The sequence below is a fragment of the Ruegeria meonggei genome (assembly GCF_900172215.1).
In the GTDB taxonomy this organism is placed as follows: domain Bacteria; phylum Pseudomonadota; class Alphaproteobacteria; order Rhodobacterales; family Rhodobacteraceae; genus Ruegeria; species Ruegeria meonggei.
In genome coordinates this window covers 25,904-49,034 of sequence record NZ_FWFP01000014.1, presented here as the reverse complement: position 1 = coordinate 49,034, position 23,131 = coordinate 25,904, and the positions used below count along the sequence as shown (strand labels likewise).

Sequence of the window (23,131 nt, the reverse complement as noted above, 5' to 3'; positions counted from 1 at the left end):
GAATCCAGCATGGCCAAGGCATTCGCGTCCCAAGGGGATATGTCGGAAAAGAAAATCACCTTCACCGAAGTGGGTGAAGGTCTCTATGCCTTCACTGCCGAGGGCGACCCAAATTCGGGCGTTATCATTGGCGACGACAGCGTGATGATTGTCGAGGCTCAGGCAACTCCGCGCCTGGCGGGCAAGGTGATCGAATGTGTGCGATCCGTGACCGACAAACCAATCACCCACGTGGCGCTGACGCATTACCACGCGGTGCGCGTTCTGGGGGCCAGTGCATTTGGTGCGCAGCAAATCCTTATGTCCGATATGGCCCGCGCCATGGTGGTTGAGCGCGGTCAAGAAGACTGGGACAGCGAGTTTCAACGTTTTCCCCGACTGTTCGAAGGGCATGAAAGCATCCCCGGCCTGACCTGGCCCACCACGACGTTCAGCGATACGATGACTGTGTATCTGGGCAATCGCCGGATCGACCTGATGCATCTGGGCCGCGCGCACACGGCAGGTGACATTGTCATCCATGTACCCGATCAGAACGTGATGTTCACCGGCGATATCGTCGAATACCACTCGGCTTGTTATTGCGGCGACGGTCATTTCAGCGATTGGGGTGATACTCTGGACCAAATCAAATGGTTCGATGTGGACGCCATCGCGCCAGGACGGGGGAACGCTCTGATCGGCAAGGATATGGTGAACGCTGCAATTGAGAATACCCGTGATTTTGTCGAAAGCACCTATCGCCCGGCGGCCAAAGTGGCAGCCCGTGGTGGATCACTTAAAGAAGCCTGGGATGCGGTACGCGCCGAATGTGATCCGAAGTTCGCTGACTATGCGATCTACGAACATTGCCTGCCCTTCAATGTTGCCCGCGCCTATGACGAAGCGCGCGGTATCGACACGCCACGCATCTGGACCGCGCAACGCGACCTGGACATGTGGGAGGCTTTGCAAGGTTAAGGACATTCCGTCGCATTTGATCCAGATCGTTTTACCCGTGGGGAATTGGTGAAACCATCGCTGTAAGGCCCGTGGCATATGCCTGCCGGGGAACGAAATCTTTTGCGCCACCGGCGCCAGAGTATCAGGGGAGAACCCATGAACAAGATTTTTGAAACTCCGCTCTATGCTTATCAGCGCAGCCCGGATCAGGATGCAGCGACGCCGGTGCGGCACAAAGCAATCGTTGTAGGGGCGGGGCCGGTTGGATTGGCCGCCGCGATCGACCTTGCCCAACAGGGGATCGCAGTTGTTGTGCTGGACGAAAACGACAAGGTCAGCTTTGGCAGCCGCGCCATATGCTTTTCGCAGCGAACGCTCGAGATTGCCGACCGTCTGGGTACGGGGCGACAGATGGTGGACAAGGGCGTGCTTTGGGATGCTGGCAAGGTCTATTTTGATGATCGCCAAGTGTACGAATTTAACCTGCAACCCGACACCGGTTACGCCAACCCTGCCTTCATCAACCTTCAGCAATACTATTTCGAAGATGCGCTGGTGGCCCGAGTTCGGGAATTGCAGGCCGCGGGCGCACCGATCGAGATTCGCGGGCACAACAAGGTCGACGCCATCGGCACTCATGACACCCATGTCGCGCTTGAGGTCGACACCCCTGAAGGGCCTTATAACGTCGAAGCCGAATGGCTGATCGCCTGCGACGGGGCCAGCTCACCCACCCGGCGGATGCTGGGATTGGATTTCGAAGGTCGCGTGTTCGAAGACAATTTCCTGATCGCAGATGTGGTGATGGAGGCCGACTTCCCTTCGGAACGTTGGTTCTGGTTTGACCCGCCGTTCAACCGCGGCCAATCCGCCCTACTGCACAAACAGCCGGACAATGTCTGGCGCATCGACCTGCAGCTGGGCTGGGATATCGACAAGGAACACGAAAAGCGGCCCGAAAACGTCATACCACGCCTCAAGGCCATGCTGGGCGAAGATGTCGAGTTCGATCTGGAATGGGTTTCAATTTACACGTTCCAGTGCCGCCGGATGGATCGTTTCCGCCATGGTCGGGTGTTGTTTGCGGGCGACAGCGCCCATCAGGTCAGCCCGTTTGGGGCTCGCGGGGCCAATTCCGGCGTCCAGGATACAGATAACCTGTGCTGGAAGTTGAAGCTGGTCATTGACGGCCAGGCACCTGAGTTGCTGCTGGACAGCTATAGCCACGAACGTGTGCAGGCAGCCGATGAGAACATCACAAACTCAACCCGCTCAACCGATTTCATCACCCCGAAATCCGAGATGTCGCGTCTGTTGCGCGATGCGGTTCTGGACCTCAGCGAACATTACGACTTTGCCCGCCCGCTGGTTAACTCCGGACGGCTCAGCACACCCTGCACCTATACGGGCAGTTCTTTGAACTCGGCAGACGCGCTGAACGGGCCGGAAGTGACCCGGCCGGGCGCGGCATGTCCGGACGCGCCTTTGGGGGATGAATTTCTATTGCCGAAACTGGCAGGCAAGTTCACTTTGTTGACCATCGACGCGGACGCGCCTGACCGAATTGAAGAAGGCGGGATTGAAGCCACCCGTCTGGCGCTGTCGGTCAAGGATGACCTGACGCTGGAACTGAAACGCCGCTATCTGGGGGGTGCGACCAGTGCGGTCTATTTGATCCGCCCGGATCAGCACGTCGCTGCGCGGCGGGACAATTACGAAGAAAACGCGTTCCGGCAGGCGATCCGACGCGCAACCGGTAAGGAGTAGAAACGATGACCGATCTGATACTCACCCCGAATATCGACAATGCCGATGATTTCTATGCCGGGTTGCTGTCGGTGCATGAGGGGCTGGACCCTGCACAAAGCGATGCGCTGAACGCGCGCCTGGTGCTGGTGCTGGCGAACCATATCGGCAATTCCGAAGTCCTGGCGCAAGCGCTGGATGCCGCCGCGCTCAAAGGCCGCTGACGACATGGGTGACGTGGTCCTCTACGATTACTGGCGCTCATCCGCCAGCTACCGGGTGCGCATCGGGCTGAATCTGGCAGGGATCGCGTATCGGGCCGTCACGGTCGATCTGAGGGCCGGCGAGCACAGCTCGGACGCTCATCTGGAGCGCAATCCGCAAGGCTTTGTGCCGGTGCTAGAAATTGATGGCTTTCGGCTGACTCAGTCTTTGGCGATCATCGACTATTTGGATCAGACACGCGGCGTGGGGCTATTGCCCTCTGACCCGGTAGAACGCGCGCGCGCGACGGCGCTGGCGCACTCCATCGCCGTGGACGTGCATCCGGTGTGCAACCTGTCCGTCGCGCAGCACGCCACCTCGCTCAGCGGTGGGGCCGAAGGGATGCCCGGCGACTGGATGCGCCATTTCATCCGCCCCGGTCTGCTGGCATTCGAGGCGCTGCTGCGCGGTTTTGAACAGACCCCCTTTTGCACCGGTATTCGCCCTGGTCTGGCGGATCTGTGCCTGATCCCGCAGATGTATAACGCCCGCCGGTGGGATGTGGATCTGACCAACCTGCCCCGCATTCTTCAGATCGAGGCTAACTGCGCCGATCACCCGGCGTTCATTGCGGCCCACCCGGACGCACACGCGCCGACCTGAGCCGCCGCACAGGGTCTGTGTACGGGTGGGGATAGGATCAGCCTGCCATCGGTCTTACCTTCCCTGAAACGTCTGAAGGAGACCGCAATGCCCGAAATTACTGGTTACCACGCGCACATCTATTTCGATGCCACCACACAAGGGACGGCGCAACAGCTATGCGATGAGGCTGCGCGGTTGTTCCCGGTTCAGGTCGGCCGGATGCACGCCCGGAATGTCGGTCCGCATCCACGTTGGAGCTGCCAGTTGGCCTTTGCCCCCAAGGTATTTGAACAGGTCATTCCATGGCTGATGCTGAACCGGCAAGGCCTGACGATTTTTACCCATCCCGAAACCGGCGATCATCTGACCGATCACCGGGACCGAGCCATCTGGATGGGCGAGATGCTTGCGTTGGATCTGTCGATCTTTGACAAAATGGGCGCTTAATCCAGCGCCCTTGCTTGATCCCGCAGCTTGAACTTCTGGATTTTTCCGGTCGATGTTTTGGGCAGCGGTCCGAACACAACCGTTCTGGGCGCTTTGAAATGGGCCATGTTATCCCGGCAAAAGGTGATTATATCCGCGTCAGACACCTGCACATCCGGCTTAAGCTCGACAAAGGCGCAAGGTGTCTCACCCCATTTGACATCCGGGCGCGCAACAACGGCGGCCTCCATCACGGCCGGGTGTTTGTAGAGGACATCTTCGACCTCAACCGATGAGATATTCTCACCCCCCGAGATGATGATATCTTTGGACCGGTCTTTCAGCGCGATATAGCCGTCTGTGTGCATCACCCCAAGATCGCCCGAAGCGAACCAGCCACCGTTAAAGGCCTGGTCCGTGGCCTCAGCGTTCTTCAGATAGCCTTTCATGACAACATTGCCCTGCATGAAGATCTCACCCATGGTCTCACCGTCCGCCGGAACAGGTTCCAGCGTTTCTGGATCGGCAACCATCAACCCCGACAAGGCGGTATAGCGCACGCCCTGGCGCACTTTGAGCGCGGCACGTTCCTCGGCGCTTTTGCTGTTCCATTCGTCTTTCCAGGCACAGACCACCGAAGGTCCGTAGGTTTCGGTCAGACCGTAAACATGGGTCACTTCGATGCCCATACCTTCCATATTCTCGATGACAGCCGCCGGCGGTGGCGCCCCTGCTGTCATCACTTTGATCTCGTGATCGAAATCCTTGAGGTGATCAGGCGCATTGGCCAGCATGTTCAGAACAATCGGCGCGCCGCAGAAATGTGTGACCTTTTCTTCCCGGAAGGCGGCATAGATAGGCTCGTCTCGCACGGCGCGCAAACAGACTGAAACCCCTGCGTTCGCGGCCATCGCCCAGGGAAAACACCAGCCGTTGCAGTGGAACATCGGCAGGGTCCACAGATAGACCGAGTGTTTCGGCATATCCCAATCCAGCAAATCCGATTGCGCGTTCAGCGCGGCCCCACGGTGGTGATACACAACACCTTTGGGGTTGCCCGTGGTGCCCGAGGTATAATTCAGCGTGATCGCATCCCACTCATCCTTGGGCAGTACCCATTCAAACTCTGGATCACCTTCCCCCAACAGCGCGTCATAAGTCAGGCTGCCCAGCCTTTCGCCGCCGTCAAAACTGGGGTCTTCGATATCAATGACCAGAATGTCGTGATCAACCTGACTCAGCGCCTCTTTCACCGTGCCTGAAAACTCGGGATCGACCAGCAGAACCTTGGATTCCGCGTGGTTCAGGATGAAGGCGATGATCGGCGCGTCCAGACGTGTGTTGATTGCGTTCAGAACCGCGCCAGCCATGGGCACACCAAAATGCGCCTCGTACATCTCGGGAATGTTTGCGGCAATGATCGACACCGTATCGCCTGCGCCGATGCCCCGCGCGGTCAATGCACCGGCCAGACGGCGGCACCGGGCGTAGGTTTCGGCCCATTCATAACGACGCGCGCCATAAACCACCGAGGGGTAGTCCGGATAGATCAGTGCGGTGCGCTCGATAAAACTCAGCGGTGACAGCGGTGTGTAGTTTGCCCGGCATTTGTCCAAATGCCTTTCATAGATGTTGGCCTCTGTCATCGGTTGACCCTTCCAGTTCGCTTGTTGCGCGACTTGACCACAAAGATGCGCGTCTGACAAACCCGTAGAAATACGGCGGGCATGGACTGGCGTTACGCGATAGTGCAGTCTGGCCCTATCCACCGATGGCCTTTCGCGGTGATCTGAACCATCGAAATACAAAGCCGGGGCAGCTTCGTTCCCGTAATTTGCGCACCCATTTCTTCTGAAAGGACATGTCATGGACGGCACGTTCAATGAAAACGATCTTTCCCGTGTGGTCGAAGCCGACCGCGCTCATATCTGGCACCACCTGATCCAGCATAAACCCTTTGAAACAAACGATCCGCGGATCATTGTCGAAGGCAAGGGCATGCGTGTCTGGGACCAGAACGGCAAAGAGCATCTGGACGCCGTTTCTGGCGGTGTCTGGACGGTGAACGTGGGCTATGGCCGCGAATCGATCTGCAAGGCGGTCTACGATCAGCTGATGAAACTGTGCTACTTCGCCAACTCTGCGGGTTCGATCCCCGGGTCCATTTTTGCTGAAAAGCTGATCAGCAAAATGCCGGGGATGAGCCGGGTCTATTACACCAATTCGGGGTCTGAGGCGAACGAGAAGGCGTTCAAGATGGTCCGCCAGATCGCCCATAAGAAATACGGCGGCAAGAAAACCAAGATCCTGTACCGCGACCGCGACTATCATGGATCCACCCTGGCGGCGATGTCGGCTGGCGGCCAGGATGAACGCAACGCCCAATATGGTCCCTTCGCCCCCGATTTCGTGCGCGTTCCCCATTGCATGGAATACCGCAAGCACGAGTTGGATGGCGCGCCAGAAGAGAACTTTGGCGAATGGGCTGCAGATCAGATTGAAGAGGTCATTCTGCGCGAAGGCCCTGACACCGTCGGTGCCCTGTGCCTTGAGCCGGTGACGGCGGGAGGTGGCGTGATCGAAGCCCCTGAGGGGTATTGGCAGCGCGTACAAGAGATCTGCAAGAATTACGACATCCTGCTGCATATCGATGAGGTTGTCTGCGGCGTTGGTCGTACAGGCACCTGGTTTGGTTATCAGCAATACGGCGTAAAACCTGATTTCGTCACTATGGCCAAAGGTGTGGCTTCGGGCTATGCGGCAATTGCCTGCCTAGTCACCACCGAGGAAATCTTTGACAACTTCAAGGATGATGCGGCGGATCCGATGAGCTATTTCCGCGATATCTCGACCTTTGGTGGCTGCACGGCTGGTCCGGCGGCGGCGATCGAGAATATGCGCATCATCGAGGACGAAAACCTGCTGGGTAATTGCGTCGACATGGGCGAACGGATGACCGGCAACCTTCAGGCGCTGATGGAAAAGCACAAAGTCGTCGGCGATGTCCGCGGCAAGGGTCTTTTCCTGGGGGCGGAACTGGTCGCGGATCGATCCTCTCGCGAGCCCGTTGACGAGAAGCTGGCGCAGGCTGTTGTGGCCGACTGTATGGCGCAGGGCGTGATCATCGGCGTCACCAACCGCTCGGTCCCTGGTCGGAACAACACGCTGTGTTTCTCGCCTGCATTGATCGCTACCGCAGACGATATCGACCAGATCACCGATGCGGTCGACGGCGCGCTGGGACGTGTGTTCGGCTGACACCGCACGACGCCTTATGCCAATCGAGACATCAAAAACCGGCGCGTCCTGCGCCGGTTTTTTTCGGTCACACATCGGTTTGCCAAATCTGTGAACTCGGATAGCCTGCAATTACCCCACGCAGGAGATTGGTTCATGCTATTCAAATTTGCGCGCAGCCTCGCCGCTGCAATTGTTATTGCCTTTGCGACCCCCGTCAGCGCCGAGGACGGCAGCGGTTTCCCTCAGATCGTCGGCACCTGGACCGGCACCTATCTGGTGGCTTTCGCGAAATCGAACCCAAACCACGACAAGGGCCTGCTGCAGACCGAAATGGAGCTGGAGATCACCAAGCTGGACGGCAACCTGATCACCGCCACCAACCGCTGGCGTCGGATTGGCGACAAGGACTGGATCGTCGAAGAGGCAATGGGCACATTCTCACTGGACGACCCAACCCGTTTTGTTCTGGCCGAGGCTGGGATATCCGGTGACGACGTCTCTTCGGGGATATTCAACGGGGTCTATGTGGATGACGTGCTTATGGTCACCTATGCCGGTCCAGGCACCGGCGTTGCCTTTGCGGCGCAGTTGGTAAAAAAGGACAAGAACAAATAGGCCAGCAAGCGCGTTTCGCGCGTAACGAGGGCCGACACCAAGCGCACCCGGGTTTTCTCTGGTGATTGATTAAGATACTTTGTCTTACGTCCGGTCGGCGGGCAATAACTGCCGTTCATGGTAACAGGGTGAACGGCAGCATTGCTGCATTTTCCTCAACACCGCCGAAGCAGCCCTTCTGTTGGGGCTGAACTGGCGACGGGTGTTCTCAAGGCTAGGTCAACGCTTTTCAGGCTTTGACAGGATGAACGGATAGACCGTTCTGCGGACATTCCGCATCCACCACGCGTTGACCAGTTTCAGCCGATAGATGAACTCATAGGACCCCGCGTCCTTTTTATAGGCCTCGTCCACCTCTTCCCGGGTGATCTGTGCGTCGGCCGGCAGCAAACGGTTCGACGCAATCAGCGCAGGTTCAATCCACTGTGGCATGCCCTCACGGTTCAAATTGCCGAGCAAATCGATGCAGTTTTCACGCAGATCGTAGTAAGATTTCAACAACTCGGGGGCCACGAACCGGCGTAAAAAGGGGCGCATTATTGCCGGATAGGGTTGCAAAACGATATCAAGGTCCAACAATTCCTTCCCAGCCGCCGTGCGCATCATCGGTGTTGAAACATCAATTTGCATGACTTTCCCGTCGAGCCAGACCCAATTCGACACCTGAGCATCAATACCAAGCTGTGGATTGATCGCGTTCTTTGTGGTTTCCAGAACGGCATTCAGCACCGGGTGGTCGGCGTCCGGCGTGGCCGCGTGCAGGACATTCGAAACCAATTGCTCCTTTTTTGCCATCGGCTGGCAAAGGTAGAGCGCGACGCCGCCCTGAGCGGTCTCGGTGATGCGGCCCTCGGTGGGCACGACCGGACACCCTGCCTCTCTCAGTTTAGAGATATAGTCGTTGACCGTTTCTAGGTACGCTTCGGCATGCGCGCGGCTCGGAAACGGCGGTAGGCGTTTGAATGCCGCAACGGGGTTATCATCGGGGAACGCCACCGTGACGCAGATTTCGCCCTGACCAAGGGTTTTGAGCGGATGAAACTCCTGGTCGCGCAGATGGGCGTCAACTGCCCGCTCCATGTCTTTGGTCACTTCATCCGAGACGTCGATCTTGGGAACCGAAGCTGCAATTGCCGTTTTGGGACGCGCTTCGGCTTTTGGCACCGGCAGGTCCTTCATAGCGGAAAGGGCATCGTCCAGACGTTCCATGCCCTTCTTCGCGGTCTCCATATCCAGCAGCACACCGGGTTTGAACTGCAGCGCCGACATGTCGAAACCTGCAAAAATCGCCCAAACGCCGCGTTCAACAAGCTCTTTCATCAAAATGACGCCGCCATCGGCATAAGAGGTCTTGAGCCCGATCACCAACCCGGTCTGATGCACAGTTTCCAGATGCGGATGGCGCGACTGCAACTCGGCCAGAGAGGTTTCGAAATAGGCCGACAAATTAGCCACGTTTTCGGACACCTCGGGGCGTTGGGCCATCTCGATAACCTTTTGGCCGACCAAACAGCCCAGTTCGGACCCGCCAAAGGTCGAAAGATGGCCCCAACCAAATTCCTTAAGGTAGGTGCTGCAGCGATCCGCCATCAGCAGCGCAGCCGAGGGGTAAATGCCGCCGCTCAGACCTTTGCCAGTGACCAGCAGATCCGGTTCGATCCCAAAGGTCTGGCTGCCCCACAGCTTACCTGTGCGCATCAAGCCGGTCTGCACTTCGTCGGCAATGTAAAGTGTACCGTATTTCCGGCACAGCTCGGCCACGCCTGGCAGATAGCCGGGATCGGGCGGCATGAAACCGGCAGTGGCGGGGATGGTTTCAATCAGTGCCGCCGCGACTTGGCCGGTGGATTGCACCCGCTCTAACGCGTCGAGATCGTTGAACGGAACCTTTAGGAAAACTTCCGGATTATCGCTAAGGAAGTATTCTGCAGTGCTTGCATCACCAGCGGCACCGGACAGGCCCGAGCGCCCATGATAAGCGCAGTCAAAGGCCACGATGGCGCGTCGACCGGTCGTCTGCCGCGCCACTTTGATGGCAAGGTCCACAGCCTCAGATCCGCCCGAAGCGTAGGATACGTACGGCATGTCGCCTGGTGCCGCGGCGACTAGTGCCTCGGCAAGCTCGGCACGGGGACCGCTGGGGAAATGGTGATTCCCCAGGTCATATTTTTCCAGACCCTGCTGCAGCGCGGCGATGAATTCCGGATGGCGGTGGCCGAAGTTATAGGTGCCGCCATTTAGGTGAAAATCGAGGTATTCCTTGCCGTTGACGTCCTTGAATCCATAGCCCTCTCGCTCACCGATCAGGATATCTACGCCAGCCTTGCGGAACGTATCGAGACGATGCGGAATGAGATGTTTGTAGTTGAGGTCAAGAACATGTGACCTGGTGTTATCACCGGACATTTCAGCCGCTGCGTTTCTCTTGTCAGTCATTAGAATTCCTCCACGTTTCGTGTCGCACCATCGGTTTGAACTGATCTGCCGCAATCTCTGCACCGCTTCGATGCGCGCCCACGGCTTCACCTACGCGCACAGCGCGTGAAGTGCCTCCCACCTTGGGCGCGATCCTGATTGTGATGTTTGCTGGGGCAGACAGCGCGTTTCCCACCAGCTCATCTATGGCTGGACAATGACACGCAACGGAGGCACCCGCCTTGCCAGTTGCGTTCGCGTTTTTGACATTTTCGATCAGTGTGCCTGCATAAAAAGCTTAGCTTCCAGGACCGAAAGTGAAAATATCAGCTTATCGCACGTTTTCGGAACTGGAGCGGACTGATCCCTTCCTCTCGCTTGAAGGCACGGTTGAAGGCACTGATTTCCGCATACCCAAGGTCCTCGGAAATTTCTGACACGGATTTATCCGTTAGTTCCAGCGCCTCGCGTGCCGCCGCTTGAAGAACGTCCAGGCGCAGGCGTCGGAAAGAGGTTTCTTCGTCGTTCAACCGCCGCCGGAGGTTTGTGGCGGACATATTTAAATGTTCCGCCATCAGCTCCGCGCGCATTTCGGCCTGGCCAATCCGTGATGACAGGATCAAACGCACTTTGCGCGCCAAACTCTGGTCGCACCAAGGCTGCGCCAAGATAGCATCCGCCTGATTGCGCAAAATAACGAGAAGTCCGGGGTCCGATCCATGAATTTCTTGCCTGAGAGTGCTTGCAGCAAAGGTCAATCGGTTCTCTGTCTGATCGAACCTGATATCGGCACCGAAAATCCGTCTATATGCCGTCAGATCTTGGGGCTTTGGAAAGGTGAAGCTGCAGGACTTTGGTCGCCAGTCTGGCCCCAATTTCTTGCGGAAAGCCCGAACGAGCGTGCCAAGCGTCAAGTCCACGTCCTGGCGGGTTTCATTGCCGGGAAAGGAATCGGCCAAATACCGAAATGAACACATCCCGCCATTCATCGAGAATGTGAGGTCAAAATAGCCAGTGAATGTTTGGTAATAGTGATCCAGAAACAAACACATGTCCCGCACTGTCGCCGCATTGTCGACCAGATAGCCCAAGAGCCCGAACTGCCGCGGCTCGGCAACTTCTGTTATATGCAGGCCGAGTGACGCATCGCCGAGCTGCCGCGCCGCCCATTCAAACAAATTCAGATAGTTTTCTGCAGAAGACACCGCATCAGGATCAAACAGCCGCGTCTTGTCGAGCTGCAGCCGCTCGCAAATATCACCCTCCGATACCCCGAGCTTATGAAGTGCCACAACCAGGTAGTGTACGGGATGTTCGTCGCGCGAGCGCGTAGAAAGGTTAGTTGGCATCATTTCGTGATGATGCGTATTTCCGGGGTGAAGTCAAAGTCAGCGGCTGCTGACTTTGTGATGAAATCGGAACCCATCATTTACCCGCATCGCAGAAGCCGTCGATTTGTGATCATTGCTTTCCAAATCCACGTCTGGCGACCAATGACAATTAAGACCGCTCTTTTCGAATGCCCTTCCTTTACGGTTTCTCGCAAACGGATCGTGGTGCAAACACAGGTCGGCTTTAGGTTTTTAACTCCGGAATACGTGTGTCTCGGGGATCTTCGGAATAGTCAAAATTGTCGAACACCCAACCCATCGCGCGTTTTACCGCCTCAATGGACGCGTCGTCATAGAATTCAGCGACCGGGATATCACCCCATTTGCGTATGCCCTTGTTGAATTCAGGCAAGGGATCCATAGCTTTTTCAAAGCCTAGTTTCTGGGCCATTCGCGCAAGGTCGTCGGCAAGGCATTCATACCTGATGGCATCCTGCGCAACGAATTTATCGTCAATCATGACAATGTCCGCGTCAGTTGCATAACGGGGCCGCACACAAAATCGCCGGAACGCGGTCCGGACGTCGTCAAAACTGTCCGATTGGATGATCTCATCCTCTCGGCGCAGCCAGAAAAAATGTGACACAACACGATCAAACGGGTTTCGAACCGCTGTGAACCGAAAATACGAATCCCATTTTTCCTGCCCTAACCGCCGGCGGACACGTGCGGCGGGGATGTGTGGCCTCCAACCTTCAGGGGCCGGACCCCGAGCGACCCCTTCCCCGTAATGGCTGTCTGAAAGCTCAAGGGGAAGATCGTCATCCAGTTTCGTGCAAAACGGAAACAAGGCGCGCTCGATACTTGTTCCAGCGGTCTTCCGGGACTTTAGAAAAACAAATTTGTACTTGTTGCTGATGGCAACCATGTTTCACCTGCTCAAACGTGTTCAGACTTCTTCGCCCAGCTCAGATGCTTGGGCAGATAAAGTTGCCAAGACACCATAAGACCTTTTTGTACCCGGTTTTGGTGACGTGACTATTAGCAAGAAAGCCCTGCGATACCATCCCCGTTCGTCGTCGCAGGCAAACGGTGTTGTTTTCTGACACAGCCGGGAAGATCATTATAAACTGGGTTGTCATTTTGATGGGCAACAACTGAAGTTGCACCCTTCGAACTTGACGGGCGAACGAAGAAATATAACCGTGTTCAAGCATTCGTAACGGGACAAGAAATGAAAACGCTTCTGTGTGTTGGTGACTCGCATGCCCGACTGATCGGCCAGAAACCGGATGGGGGGGATTTCCGGTATGCGCGGGTTAGCGTCACTGCAGTGAACGGGTTCGACACGGCAAATGTCATTAGCATCAAAGGCGCTACCGCCGCCGGGTTTTATCCCAAGAACGACCGGAAATCCTCTTATTCCCGCGCGGCACGGGCGATCAAGCGTCTTGACCCGGCCGCGATCTGTTTCGGATTTGGACAGGTTGATGCAGAACTCAGCTGCTATTTCGTGGCGTTTCGGGACAACATCCGGCTTGCGGACGCCATCACAGCAAAGTTGGAAGCGCAAAAGCGATATCTTGAGGCGTGCAAAGAAGTTGCGGGAAACCGGGCCATCGTGATCAAGGGGCTGAACACCGCCACGATACAAGACCCCAAAGACTTGCGAAAAATGCTGCACCGTCGGATACGCACGCGTCTGCAGGCACCCCGCGGCCAGTTCACGCGCAGAGCAGATGAACTGGGCATCACGATCCAGAGGCATTGGGATATCAATGCCGAACTCTCCTCTGGTCTGAAAGAAAAATCACGGGCGCTTGGGTTGCCCTATTTTGATCTGCGCGATGTGACGGGATCAGAGGACAATCCCGGCCTCTCGAAACCCGAGTATTGTGTGGGTGGCGGGGATGTCCACCTGCGACAGTCCGCGCTGGTCGAGGACATGTTTTCACGTGCATTGGCAAAAGCAGTCCAAAGCACCAAGACTGTTCCCACCCCCTAGAAAGAACGTCAGCAACGAAAAAGGCCGCTCCTTCCGGAACGGCCCTTCATTCACTGTCTCTTTGCAGAGGATCAGGCAGTCAGAGCAGCCTGAGCCTGGGCGACGATCGCGCCGAACGCTTCCGGTTCGTGCACGGCCAGATCGGCCAGAACTTTGCGGTCCACTTCGATACCAGCCAATGTCAGGCCGTTGATGAAGCGAGAATATGTCAGAGCCTCGTCATGCGAACGCACAGCCGCATTGATCCGCTGGATCCACAGCGCGCGGAAGTTGCGCTTGCGGTTCTTGCGGTCGCGGGTTGCGTATTGGTTGGCCTTATCGACGGCCTGACGGGCAACCTTGAAGGTGCTCTTGCGGCGGCCATAGTAACCTTTGGCGGCCTTGATGACCTTCTTGTGACGGGCGTGAGTTACGGTTCCACCTTTAACGCGGGACATATCTTAATCTCCTCTTATCGGTCGTAGGGCATATAGCCCTTGACGATCTTGGCGTCGGGGGCGGACAGGGTGGTGTTGCCACGGGCGTCGCGGATGAACTTTTTGGTCCGCTTGATCATGCCGTGACGTTTGCCGGCCTGACCAGCAAGGACCTTACCGGTCGCAGTCACCTTAAAGCGCTTTTTGGCGCTCGACTTTGTCTTCATCTTAGGCATTTCCGTCTCCTTTCGGGGTTCGGTACTAAACGCGACTCGGCATGCCACATTGGCCGGTCACGCGATTAGAAGCGCCGTTTACGCAAGTTCGGTCATGCTGGCAAGGGGGTTTTGACCAGAATCTGCGCATTTCGCAGGATGGTCAGGCACCGGGGCGACCTGCGCCGCCCCGGTGATGTCATTTAGTGGCCGAATTTGCGGATTTCACCGCTTTTCAGACGCTCGCTATAAGATGCAAGCTCTTGCCGAACCACCTTCATCAGGAAGTAGAGCGCAAAGACGTTCACAACCGCCATCGCAAAGATCGCCGCATCCGAGAAGTCGATGACCGGACCAAGATTGGCCGCAGCACCGATAACCACGAAAATGCAGAAGATGATCTTGAACACCAGTTCCTTGGTGTGACCTTCCCCAAACAGATAGGTCCAGGCCTTGAGGCCATAGTAGGACCAGCTGATCATGGTTGAGAAGGCAAACAGGATCACCGCGATCGCAAGAACATACGGGAACCAGCTGAAGGCGCTGCCAAAGGCCGCAGAAGTCAGGCTGACGCCCGAGTTGCCATCAACGGTGGCGATGGCACTGCCAGCCTCGTTCAGCATGTAGTTTCCGGTATCCGGGTCGATGATCAGCTGCTGGGTGATAATAATGACCAGTGCGGTCATGGTACAGATCACCACCGTGTCGATGAACGGTTCCAGCAGGGATACAAACCCTTCTGTGATCGGCTCTTTGGTGCGCACTGCCGAGTGGGCAATTGCCGCAGAACCAACGCCGGCCTCATTCGAGAACGCCGCCCGTTTGAAGCCCTGGATCAGGGCTCCGACCATGCCGCCTGCGACACCCAGACCGGTGAAGGCACCGGCAAAGATCTGACCAAAGGCCCAGCCGATCATGTCCGCGTTCATGATGATGATGACCAGCGCCGCCAGAACATAAAGGATACCCATGAAAGGCACGACCTTTTCCGTCACACGTGCGATGGATTTCAGGCCACCGACAATGACCATGAACACCACAACCGCAAACACCAGCCCGGTGATCCAGCCCGGAAAGTCGCCAACGATGCCCGCAATCTGCTGATGCGCCTGATTGGCCTGGAACATATTGCCCCCGCCCAGCGCACCCAGAATACAAAAGATCGAGAACAGGACCGCCAGGATCTTGCCGCCCGGCAAGCCCAGTTCGCTGAACCCCTTGGACATGTAATACATCGGACCGCCCGAAACCGTGCCGTCTTCGTATTCGTTTCGATACTTAACACCCAACGTACATTCGGTGAATTTCGACGCCATCCCAAGTAACCCGGCAAGGATCATCCAGAATGTCGCGCCCGGCCCACCGATACCGACGGCCACCGCCACACCAGCAATGTTGCCCAGACCAACGGTGCCCGAAAGCGCCGTGGCCAACGCCTGAAAGTGGCTAACCTCACCCGCGTCATTGGGGTCAGAATAATCGCCTTTGACCAGGCTGATCGCATGGCTGAAAAACCGCATCTGCACAAAGGCGAAATACAGGGTAAAGACCGACGCGGCGATCACCAGCCACATCACGATCCAGGGAAAACTCGTTCCCGGAAGCGGCGCAAAGATAAAGCTGACAAACGGCCCGGTCAGATCGGCAAAGGCCTGATTGATTTTTTCGTCCAGCCCGGGCGCCTCTTGTGCTGCGACAGGGTTGGCAAGCAGGGCTGCGGCTGTGCCAGCCAGGCCCAGTTTAGATAGTGATTTCATTCTACTGCCTCCCATCAATTCACAACCGTGACCGGCACATCGGCGTGCATCACAAGGTTCTGCGTTGCGCTGCCGAAAATACGCTTTTTCAGGCCGTCCGCGGATGAGCGGCCAACCACAATCTGCGCGCCGCCGTTTTCAACCGTGACCGAGTTCAGCGTTTCAGCCACATCACCATGCCGCACTATGCCAGTTGCGTTGAACCCAGCCGCCTTAAGCGCATCAACCGCAGGAGAAACGACCCGCGTTGTCGCAAGCTCGATCTCTTCTTCGCGCCGCTTGTGCCGCGCCGCATTTTCTTCTGGCGTTTGAAAAGTATAAGGGGACCATTCAATGACGTAAGCCACCAACAACTCGCAAGTTCCGATCCGCTCTGCCAGGTCTTTGGCAAAGGCGATTGCGCGTTCTCCGGTTGCTGTCCCGTCCAGTCCTATGACAATTTTCGTTGTCATCTCGTTCCTCCATTTTTTTTACATTTGACCGGGGCCCGTGCCCCCGGCAGGGCAGCCGGAACCTGGAACTTGAATTAAAGACTGCCCCAAAGTCAGTATTAGGAATAATCACTAGGAAATGGGGATTTTTTTGGTCTATATTCAGTTAAATATCTCGTTCTACACCAGAAATGCAGGTAAATTACCTAATGGGCAGAGATTTGGACAAGATCGATCAACGCATCCTGCAAGAGCTTGAGGCCAATGGCCGCCTGCCCATTGTAGAGCTTGCCGCGCGCGTAAACCTGACCAACACACCCTGTTCCGAGCGTGTAAAACGCCTTGAAAAAAGCGGACATATCATCGGCTATAGCGCGGTTCTGAACAAAGAGCGGTTGGGTCTGGGTCATTTGACGGTTGTACAGGTGTCACTGACCGCAACGGCGGAACAATCGTTGGACAGATTCAACGAGGCCGTGCGAGACGTCCCTGAAATCGAAAACTGTTTGATGGTGGCCGGATCGTTTGATTATCTGCTGACGGTCCGCACCCGGGACATAGCGCATTTCAGGATGGTACTGGGCGAAAAGATCAACAGACTGCCCGGGATCCACCAGACCAGTTCCTTTACCGTGATGGAAACCGTGAAGGAACCGGTCGGAATGAAAACAAGGCGCGACTGATTATTCGGGATCAGTGCTGTAGATCAGCCGTTCGTCACAGGGCGCGACACGCAGAATATTCGTTGTCCCGGGAACGTTGAAAGGCACACCTGCGGTCACGACAATCTGGTCGACTTCGGTGGCAAAACCCCCTGCCCGTGCAGCGCGGGCGGCGTTGACAACGGCGCTTTTGAACCGCTCCAGTTCGGGTGTCATGACGCAGTTGCATCCCCAGCTCAGACACAAGCGGCGCGCGGTGCCCATCTGAGACGTCATCGCGATGATTGGCACGCCGGGCCGTTCACGAGCCGTCAAAGCGGCTGTTGTGCCGCTTTGCGTGAAACAACAAATCGCCTTGATCTCGGTTTTTTCGGCAATTTCGCGGGCGGCGGCCACGATGCCGTCAGCCACGGTTGTACCTTTGGCGCTGCGAGACGCGGCAATGATTTGCGTATACGTCGGGTCGGCTTCAACCTCGATGGCGACCTTGTTCATGGTCTGCACCGCTTCGATCGGATACGAACCGGCCGCCGACTCGGCGCTGAGCATGATGGCGTCCGTTCCCTCATAGATCGCGGTGGCCACGTCCGAGACTTCGGCCCGCGTGGGCATCGGGCTTTCGATCATGCTTTCCAGCATCTGCGTCGCCACGATCACCGGTTTGGCGGCCCCACGGCATTTGCGGACCAGTCGTTTCTGGATCGGCGGCACAGCTGAAACAGGCAATTCAACACCCAGATCACCGCGGGCGACCATGACCCCGTCAGACGCATCAAGGATATCGTCAAATGCCTCAACTGCAGCCGGTTTTTCGATCTTGGACAGGATCGAGGCACGGCCGTCAGCCAGCGCGCGGGCCTCATACACGTCCTTGGCCCGCTGCACAAAGCTGAGCGCCAGCCAATCGACGCCCAATTGACACACAAATTCCAGATCGTTCCGATCCTTTTCTGACAGCGCAGCCAGCGGCAGCAGCACGTCCGGAACGTTCACGCCTTTGCGGTTCGATATCACACCGCCCACTTCGACGGTGCAATTGGCATAATTCTGTCCGCAATCCTGAACGGTCAGGCGGATCTTGCCGTCGTTGACCAACAGGCGTGCACCGGGTTCCAGCGCTGCAAAAATCTCAGGGTGCGGCAGGCACACGCGACCCGCATCCCCCGGTGCGGGATCAAGGTCCAGCCGAAACACAGCGCCCTCTTCCAGCTCTTCCGCGTCATTGGCGAATACACCAACGCGCAACTTCGGGCCCTGAAGGTCGGCCAGAATCGCAATCGGGCTGTCCAGGTCCTTTTCCACCTGCCGGATGATCCGGTGTCGTTCACGAATTTCCTCATGGCTGCCATGGCTCATGTTCAGGCGAAACACGTCGGCCCCGGCCTCATGCAGCGCGCGGATGGTGTCATAGTCATTGGACGCCGGTCCCAGCGTCGCCACGATTTTTACATTTCTCAGGCGCCGCATTGGTTTTACTCTCCTAACGTCCCAGATGTTACCGCAAACACTGCGTTAGGCCGCTTATTGCGCAATTCCCTTTCCGAAGCAACTGCCCTACACCTGCGACAAACAAGATGACAGGCTCATGACGTATTCTCCGTTTTTTATCCACGGCGCGGATCGCCCGTCCCGCTGGCTGATCACATGTGACCACGCGACCAATACGGTGCCACCGGATATCAATGGGGGCGATCTTGGTCTGCCGCGTGAGGATATGGAACGTCACATCGCCTATGATGTTGGGGCCTATGAAGTCTCCAAGCATCTGGGTGAGATTCTGGATGCGCCTGTGATCGCTGCCAATTTCTCGCGGCTTGTGATCGACCCGAACCGGGGCGAGGACGACCCGACCCTGCTGATGAAACTCTATGACGGCTCGATCATTCCCGGCAATCGCCACGCTGACGCGGTTGAACGCGAACGGCGTCTGAACATGTGCTATCGGCCCTATCATCAGGCGCTGGAGCGTATGGCCGGCCTGCCCCACGCGGTGATCGTGTCGATGCACTCCTTCACCCGCCAATTGCGCGGCCGGGAGCCGCGCCCGTGGCATGTGGGCGTTCTGCACACCCCGGATGAACGCTTCTCAGACCCGCTGATTGACCGCCTACAGGCAGAGGAGGATCTCTGCGTTGGCGTGAACCAGCCTTACACGGGCGTCCTGCCCGGCGATGCGATTGACCGGCACTGTACCGCGCATGGCCGCCCCAATGCACTGATCGAATTGCGCAACGACCTGATCGCGGATCACGCAGGACAGCGTGACTGGGCGGAACGTTTGGCGGTTATCCTGCGCGATGCCCTGTCCAACAGCGCGCTGTAACGTAACCGCCAGAATGCCGCGCGACATTTCGACCTCACGTCATTGTGAGGCCACGCTTTGATACCCATATTTAAGGGGTAAGGAGGCGACCATGACACAAGAGCTTCTGACAACCCTTTTTGGCTGGATGGCCGTGCTGAACATCGCGGTTTTACTGTTCAGCACATTGATGATTGTCCTGTTACAGGAGTGGGCCGTAACTGTTCACGGGCGGATGTTTCAGATGGAGCCGCCCGAAGTGAGGCGCGCGTATTTTCGCTATCTTGCCAACTACAAAATCCTGACGCTCATATTCTGCATCATACCTTGGTTGGCGCTGAAACTGATGTAATTGCGGGCTTCGACCATGACCAGTTTATTGTAACGCGGGCGTTGGCTTGCTAGGTCAGACACAGCACGCCACAAACCCATCCGGAGCCCGATCATGGACAAACACACCGAAATCGAACTTCAGGCCGCCGCGTTCCGTCGGTTGCAAAAGCACCTGATGGAGGATCGGACGGACGTTCAGAACATCGACATGATGAATCTGGCCGGATTCTGCCGCAACTGCCTGTCGCGCTGGTATCAGGAAGCGGCCAGTGAAAAGGGAATCGAGATGGGCAAGGATGAGGCCCGTCAGGTGTTTTACGGCATGACCATGGATGAGTGGAAAGCCAACTACCAGACAGAGGCCAGCCCTGCCAAACAAGCCGCGTTCGAGGTCGCCTTCGAAGAAAACGTCGGCAAAAAAGGCTGAAGCCCGGACAGTAAAAAGGCCCGCTCATTCGGCGGGCCTTTTGGTTCAGACCGCGGCTTTGCGGCTTTCGTCCAGATAAATCTCGCGCAGGCGCTTGGCGATCGGGCCCGGCGTGCCATCACCCAGAGTGACCCCGTCAATCTCAACCACGGGCATCACGAAAGCACTGGCCGAGGTGGTAAAGGCTTCGTCCGCTTCCTTGGCCTCATCAACTGTGAACAGGCGTTCTTCCACCACCATCTGCGCCTCGGCTGCCATGCGCAGAACTGCCTTGCGGGTGATCCCGTGCAGGATGTCGGTGGACAGCGGGCGCGTGACGATCTTGCCGCCTTTGACGAAATAGGCATTATTGCTGGTGCCTTCGGTGACATAGCCATCCTCAACCATCCAGGCGTCATCACACCCGGCGGCCTTGGCCATCATCTTGCCCAACGACGGGTACAGCAACTGGGTTGTCTTGATATCGCGACGCCCCCATCGGATATCGTCGATCGAGATGATCTTGGCACCTTTCTTAGACGCAGGGCTATCGGCCAGACCCGGCTTGTTCTGGGTAAACAAAACGATGGTCGGCTTGGTGTCTTCAGACGGAAAGGCGAAATCCCGGTCGCCATCACTGCCGCGCGAGACCTGTAGATAAATCAGACCTTCTTCGATTCCGTTCAGCTCGACCAATTTGCGGTGAATTTCCAGCAGCTCATCCTTGCTGCAGGGCTCGGCCATCTGCAATTCGGACAGCGAGCGTTTCAGGCGCACGGCATGGCCTTCGAAATCAATCAGCTTGCCGTCCAGAACACTGGTGACCTCGTAAACGGCGTCCGCCATCAGGAAGCCGCGATCAAAGATCGAAACCTTGGCCTCGGTTTCAGGCAGGTAATCGCCATTCACATAAACGGTGCGGGTCATGTCTTGTCTCCTCAGCCCCAAAGTGCCGCCACAGGCGGGTGCACTCCGGCGTCATCAAATATCAGCGGGGTGTCGCGGTCTTCGGCCAACAGAAGCGGGCCGTCAAGGTCCGTTACCATTACACCCTGCGCCAGCAGTGTCGCAGGCGCCATTGCCAGAGAGCTGCCGAGCATGCAACCGACCATCACCCTGTAGCCGTCAGTCAGCGCCTGTTCGCGCAGCGCCAGCGCTTCGGTCAAACCGCCGGTCTTGTCGAGCTTGATGTTGACCACATCATACTTGTCCTTTATCGCGGGCAGGCTGGTGCGGTCGTGGCAGGATTCGTCCGCGCAAACCGGCACCGGACGGTCCATTCCGATCAGCGCGTCATCGTCCCCGGCAGGCAAAGGCTGTTCGACCAGCGCCACACCCAGCCGCACCAGATGCGGGGCCAGATCGGCGTATACGTCGGCTGACCAGCCCTCATTTGCGTCCACGATGATCGTGGCATTGGGCGCGCCTGCACGCACGGCCTCAAGCCGGGGCATATCATCTGGTGTGCCCAATTTGATCTTCAACAACGGGCGGTGCGCGTTTGTAGCTGCCTGTGTCTGCATCGCCTCAGGCGTGTCCAATGACAGGGTGTAGGCGGTGATTTCCGGCCCCGGCGTCGGTAGCCCGGCCAGCTCCCAGGCCCGCTTGCCAGTGCGCTTGCACTCCAGATCCCACAACGCACAATCGACTGCGTTCCGCGCGGCCCCGGCAGGCAACAGGGTCATCAACTCAGCGCGGCCAAAACTGGCGGGCAAACCGGCAATCTCAGCCTCAACCGATTCCAGCGTTTCATCATATCTGGCGTAAGGCACGCATTCACCCCAGCCCTGATGCGCCCCGTCCGAAATCCGAACAGTCAGAACCTTTGCCTCGGTTCTTGACCCGCGCGAGATCGTAAAGACCTGAGCCAGCCGGAACACATCACGAGAGACCTCAATCTGCACGCGCACACCCTTTCATTTGCCACATTCGGTTTGCCAACAGCAGCCCGCTTAGATCACAGAGCAGCCAGCCCTTCCACCAGTTTGCCCGCTCCAAAACGGTAGGGGTCGGTTGCCGGAATGCCCATATCCGCCTCGACCTTGGCGATATAGGCACGCGCCTCGTCCTCGCTTAGGTGCTGTGTGTTGATCGACACACCGGCAACCTGACAATCGGGGTTCGCAACCCGCGCCAGCGGCAGCGCCGTATCCCGCAACCGTTCCAACGTGGGCAGCGCGTATTCTGGCAGGCCGCGCATATGGGTGCGGGTGGGTTCGTGACACAAGATCAGGGCATCGGGCTGGCCGCCATGGACCAGTGCCATGGTCACACCGGAATACGAGATGTGAAACAGCGAGCCCTGCCCTTCGATGTGATCCCAGTGATCTGCGTCGTTATCGGGTGTCAGATACTCAACCGAACCGGCCATGAAATCCGCCACAACCGCATCCAGCGGCACGCCCTGCCCGGTGATCAGAATGCCGGTCTGGCCTGTGGCGCGGAAGGTTGATTTCATCCCGCGCTTGCGCATTTCGGCATCCATTGACATCGCGGTATACATTTTGCCGGCCGAGCAATCGGTCCCAACCGCCAGGCACCGCTTGCCGCTGCGTTTTTTGCCGTTGGCGATGGGGTAGCCATCGGTTGGCACCCGAACGTCATGCAAGGTGCCACCATGGGTTTGCGCGGCAGCGACCAGATCGCCTTCGTCCCGCAGCAGATTGTGCAAACCCGAGGCCAGATCATAGCCCATCTCAAGCGCCTCGATCAGAACCTCTTTCCACGCAGCGCTGATGACGCCGCCACGGTTGGCAACACCAATGACCAGCGTCTTTGCCCCGGCAGCTTTTGCCTCGGCAAGCGACAGGTCCTTCAGGCCGAGATCGGCCTTGCAGCCATCCATCCGGTATTGACCCACGGCATTCTCCGGACGCCAGTCGCGGATACCGATGGCAACCTTGGCCGCCAATTGGTCGGGCGCATCACCCAAAAACAGCAGATATGGTGTCTCGATCATTGCGGTGCACTCCTTTGATTCTGATGCAGGCTATGGGACGTGCCTGACGAGTGTTTCGCGTTTTCACCCGGCGGCAAACTG

The 23,131-nt window shown here is 57.3% G+C and carries 24 protein-coding genes; 12 read left to right on the top strand and 12 right to left on the bottom strand.

The annotated features are described in order from the left end of the window. The first annotated feature begins 9 nt into the window (after positions 1-9). From RUM8411_RS19470 to RUM8411_RS19450, 5 genes are all read left to right on the top strand, one after another. Entirely contained in the window at positions 10-960 is a 951-nt protein-coding gene (locus RUM8411_RS19470; protein ID WP_085824391.1) for an MBL fold metallo-hydrolase, read from the top strand. 138 nt (positions 961-1,098) lie between these two features. Further along, the gene (locus RUM8411_RS19465; protein WP_085824390.1) at positions 1,099-2,709 is read left to right on the top strand and encodes an FAD-dependent oxidoreductase; all 1,611 of its coding nucleotides are present in this window, start codon (positions 1,099-1,101) and stop codon (positions 2,707-2,709) included. Between the two features lie 5 nt (positions 2,710-2,714). Then, positions 2,715-2,912, top strand: coding sequence for a DUF2783 domain-containing protein (locus tag RUM8411_RS19460; RefSeq protein ID WP_085824389.1), 198 nt, complete (start codon positions 2,715-2,717; stop codon positions 2,910-2,912). Between the two features lie 4 nt (positions 2,913-2,916). After that, positions 2,917-3,555, top strand: a complete 639-nt coding sequence (gene maiA, locus RUM8411_RS19455) for a maleylacetoacetate isomerase (RefSeq protein WP_085824497.1) — start codon at positions 2,917-2,919, stop codon at positions 3,553-3,555. A gap of 87 nt (positions 3,556-3,642) precedes the next feature. Continuing rightward, complete coding sequence (locus tag RUM8411_RS19450) at positions 3,643-3,984, top strand: DOPA 4,5-dioxygenase family protein (RefSeq protein ID WP_085824388.1); 342 nt, start codon at positions 3,643-3,645, stop codon at positions 3,982-3,984. Here RUM8411_RS19450 and RUM8411_RS19445 read toward each other — a convergent pair. Beyond that, positions 3,981-5,609: an acyl-CoA synthetase gene (locus RUM8411_RS19445; protein ID WP_085824387.1), complete on the bottom strand. Its 1,629-nt coding sequence runs from the start codon at positions 5,607-5,609 to the stop codon at positions 3,981-3,983. The genes RUM8411_RS19450 and RUM8411_RS19445 overlap by 4 nt on opposite strands. Before the next feature lie 220 nt (positions 5,610-5,829). Here RUM8411_RS19445 and RUM8411_RS19440 point away from each other — a divergent pair, with 220 nt between their 5' ends. After that, positions 5,830-7,221, top strand: coding sequence for an aminotransferase family protein (locus tag RUM8411_RS19440; protein ID WP_085824386.1), 1,392 nt, complete (start codon positions 5,830-5,832; stop codon positions 7,219-7,221). 135 nt (positions 7,222-7,356) lie between these two features. Continuing rightward, positions 7,357-7,818: a hypothetical protein gene (locus tag RUM8411_RS19435; protein WP_085824385.1), complete on the top strand. Its 462-nt coding sequence runs from the start codon at positions 7,357-7,359 to the stop codon at positions 7,816-7,818. A 219-nt stretch (positions 7,819-8,037) separates the two neighbouring features. Here the strand turns inward: RUM8411_RS19435 and RUM8411_RS19430 are convergent, their stop codons facing one another. From RUM8411_RS19430 to RUM8411_RS23320, 3 genes are all read right to left on the bottom strand, one after another. Next, positions 8,038-10,254 carry an aminotransferase class III-fold pyridoxal phosphate-dependent enzyme gene (locus RUM8411_RS19430; RefSeq protein WP_200818611.1) on the bottom strand — a complete coding sequence of 739 codons (2,217 nt, stop codon included), beginning with the start codon at positions 10,252-10,254 and terminating at the stop codon, positions 8,038-8,040. A 305-nt stretch (positions 10,255-10,559) separates the two neighbouring features. After that, the gene (locus RUM8411_RS19425; RefSeq protein WP_085824384.1) at positions 10,560-11,585 is read right to left on the bottom strand and encodes an AraC family transcriptional regulator; all 1,026 of its coding nucleotides are present in this window, start codon (positions 11,583-11,585) and stop codon (positions 10,560-10,562) included. Positions 11,586-11,808: 223 nt separating this feature from the next. After that, positions 11,809-12,492: a sulfotransferase family 2 domain-containing protein gene (locus RUM8411_RS23320; protein ID WP_085824383.1), complete on the bottom strand. Its 684-nt coding sequence runs from the start codon at positions 12,490-12,492 to the stop codon at positions 11,809-11,811. A 306-nt stretch (positions 12,493-12,798) separates the two neighbouring features. Here RUM8411_RS23320 and RUM8411_RS19415 point away from each other — a divergent pair, with 306 nt between their 5' ends. After that, the gene (locus RUM8411_RS19415; protein WP_085824382.1) at positions 12,799-13,569 is read left to right on the top strand and encodes a hypothetical protein; all 771 of its coding nucleotides are present in this window, start codon (positions 12,799-12,801) and stop codon (positions 13,567-13,569) included. Positions 13,570-13,640: 71 nt separating this feature from the next. Here RUM8411_RS19415 and rplT read toward each other — a convergent pair whose 3' ends face one another. From rplT to RUM8411_RS19395, 4 genes are all read right to left on the bottom strand, one after another. Next, complete coding sequence (gene rplT / locus RUM8411_RS19410) at positions 13,641-14,006, bottom strand: 50S ribosomal protein L20 (RefSeq protein ID WP_074737047.1); 366 nt, start codon at positions 14,004-14,006, stop codon at positions 13,641-13,643. Positions 14,007-14,020: 14 nt separating this feature from the next. Beyond that, entirely contained in the window at positions 14,021-14,221 is a 201-nt protein-coding gene (rpmI, locus tag RUM8411_RS19405) for a 50S ribosomal protein L35 (RefSeq protein WP_010443552.1), read from the bottom strand. A 182-nt stretch (positions 14,222-14,403) separates the two neighbouring features. Next, complete coding sequence (locus tag RUM8411_RS19400; protein WP_085824381.1) at positions 14,404-15,957, bottom strand: alanine/glycine:cation symporter family protein; 1,554 nt, start codon at positions 15,955-15,957, stop codon at positions 14,404-14,406. 14 nt (positions 15,958-15,971) lie between these two features. Beyond that, on the bottom strand, positions 15,972-16,409 hold the full coding sequence (locus RUM8411_RS19395; protein ID WP_085824380.1) for a universal stress protein: 438 nt from the start codon (positions 16,407-16,409) through the stop codon (positions 15,972-15,974). Between the two features lie 188 nt (positions 16,410-16,597). Between RUM8411_RS19395 and RUM8411_RS19390 the strand changes: the two genes are divergently transcribed. Then, positions 16,598-17,071, top strand: coding sequence for an Lrp/AsnC ligand binding domain-containing protein (locus RUM8411_RS19390; RefSeq protein WP_085824379.1), 474 nt, complete (start codon positions 16,598-16,600; stop codon positions 17,069-17,071). On the opposite strand, the gene pyk is transcribed toward RUM8411_RS19390, so the two are convergent. Further along, positions 17,072-18,517, bottom strand: a complete 1,446-nt coding sequence (gene pyk, locus RUM8411_RS19385) for a pyruvate kinase (protein WP_085824378.1) — start codon at positions 18,515-18,517, stop codon at positions 17,072-17,074. Between the two features lie 118 nt (positions 18,518-18,635). Between pyk and RUM8411_RS19380 the strand changes: the two genes are divergently transcribed. From RUM8411_RS19380 to RUM8411_RS19370, 3 genes are all read left to right on the top strand, one after another. Continuing rightward, positions 18,636-19,373 (top strand): N-formylglutamate amidohydrolase, encoded by a 738-nt coding sequence (locus RUM8411_RS19380; RefSeq protein ID WP_085824377.1) that lies wholly within the window; start codon positions 18,636-18,638, stop codon positions 19,371-19,373. Positions 19,374-19,464: 91 nt separating this feature from the next. Next, on the top strand, positions 19,465-19,704 hold the full coding sequence (locus tag RUM8411_RS19375) for a DUF6868 family protein (protein WP_085824376.1): 240 nt from the start codon (positions 19,465-19,467) through the stop codon (positions 19,702-19,704). Positions 19,705-19,797: 93 nt separating this feature from the next. Then, a complete protein-coding gene (locus tag RUM8411_RS19370; RefSeq protein ID WP_085824375.1) occupies positions 19,798-20,112 on the top strand; it encodes a DUF1244 domain-containing protein in 315 nt (104 codons plus the stop codon). Between the two features lie 45 nt (positions 20,113-20,157). Here the strand turns inward: RUM8411_RS19370 and RUM8411_RS19365 are convergent, their stop codons facing one another. The 3 genes from RUM8411_RS19365 to dgcN are packed head-to-tail and all read right to left on the bottom strand — an operon-like array spanning position 20,158 to position 23,050. Then, positions 20,158-21,018, bottom strand: a complete 861-nt coding sequence (locus tag RUM8411_RS19365; protein WP_085824374.1) for a D-amino-acid transaminase — start codon at positions 21,016-21,018, stop codon at positions 20,158-20,160. Between the two features lie 11 nt (positions 21,019-21,029). Continuing rightward, a complete protein-coding gene (gene dgcA / locus RUM8411_RS19360) occupies positions 21,030-21,995 on the bottom strand; it encodes an N-acetyl-D-Glu racemase DgcA (protein ID WP_085824495.1) in 966 nt (321 codons plus the stop codon). A gap of 53 nt (positions 21,996-22,048) precedes the next feature. Continuing rightward, positions 22,049-23,050 carry an N-acetyltransferase DgcN gene (gene dgcN / locus RUM8411_RS19355; protein ID WP_085824373.1) on the bottom strand — a complete coding sequence of 334 codons (1,002 nt, stop codon included), beginning with the start codon at positions 23,048-23,050 and terminating at the stop codon, positions 22,049-22,051. Between the last annotated feature and the right edge of the window lie 81 nt (positions 23,051-23,131).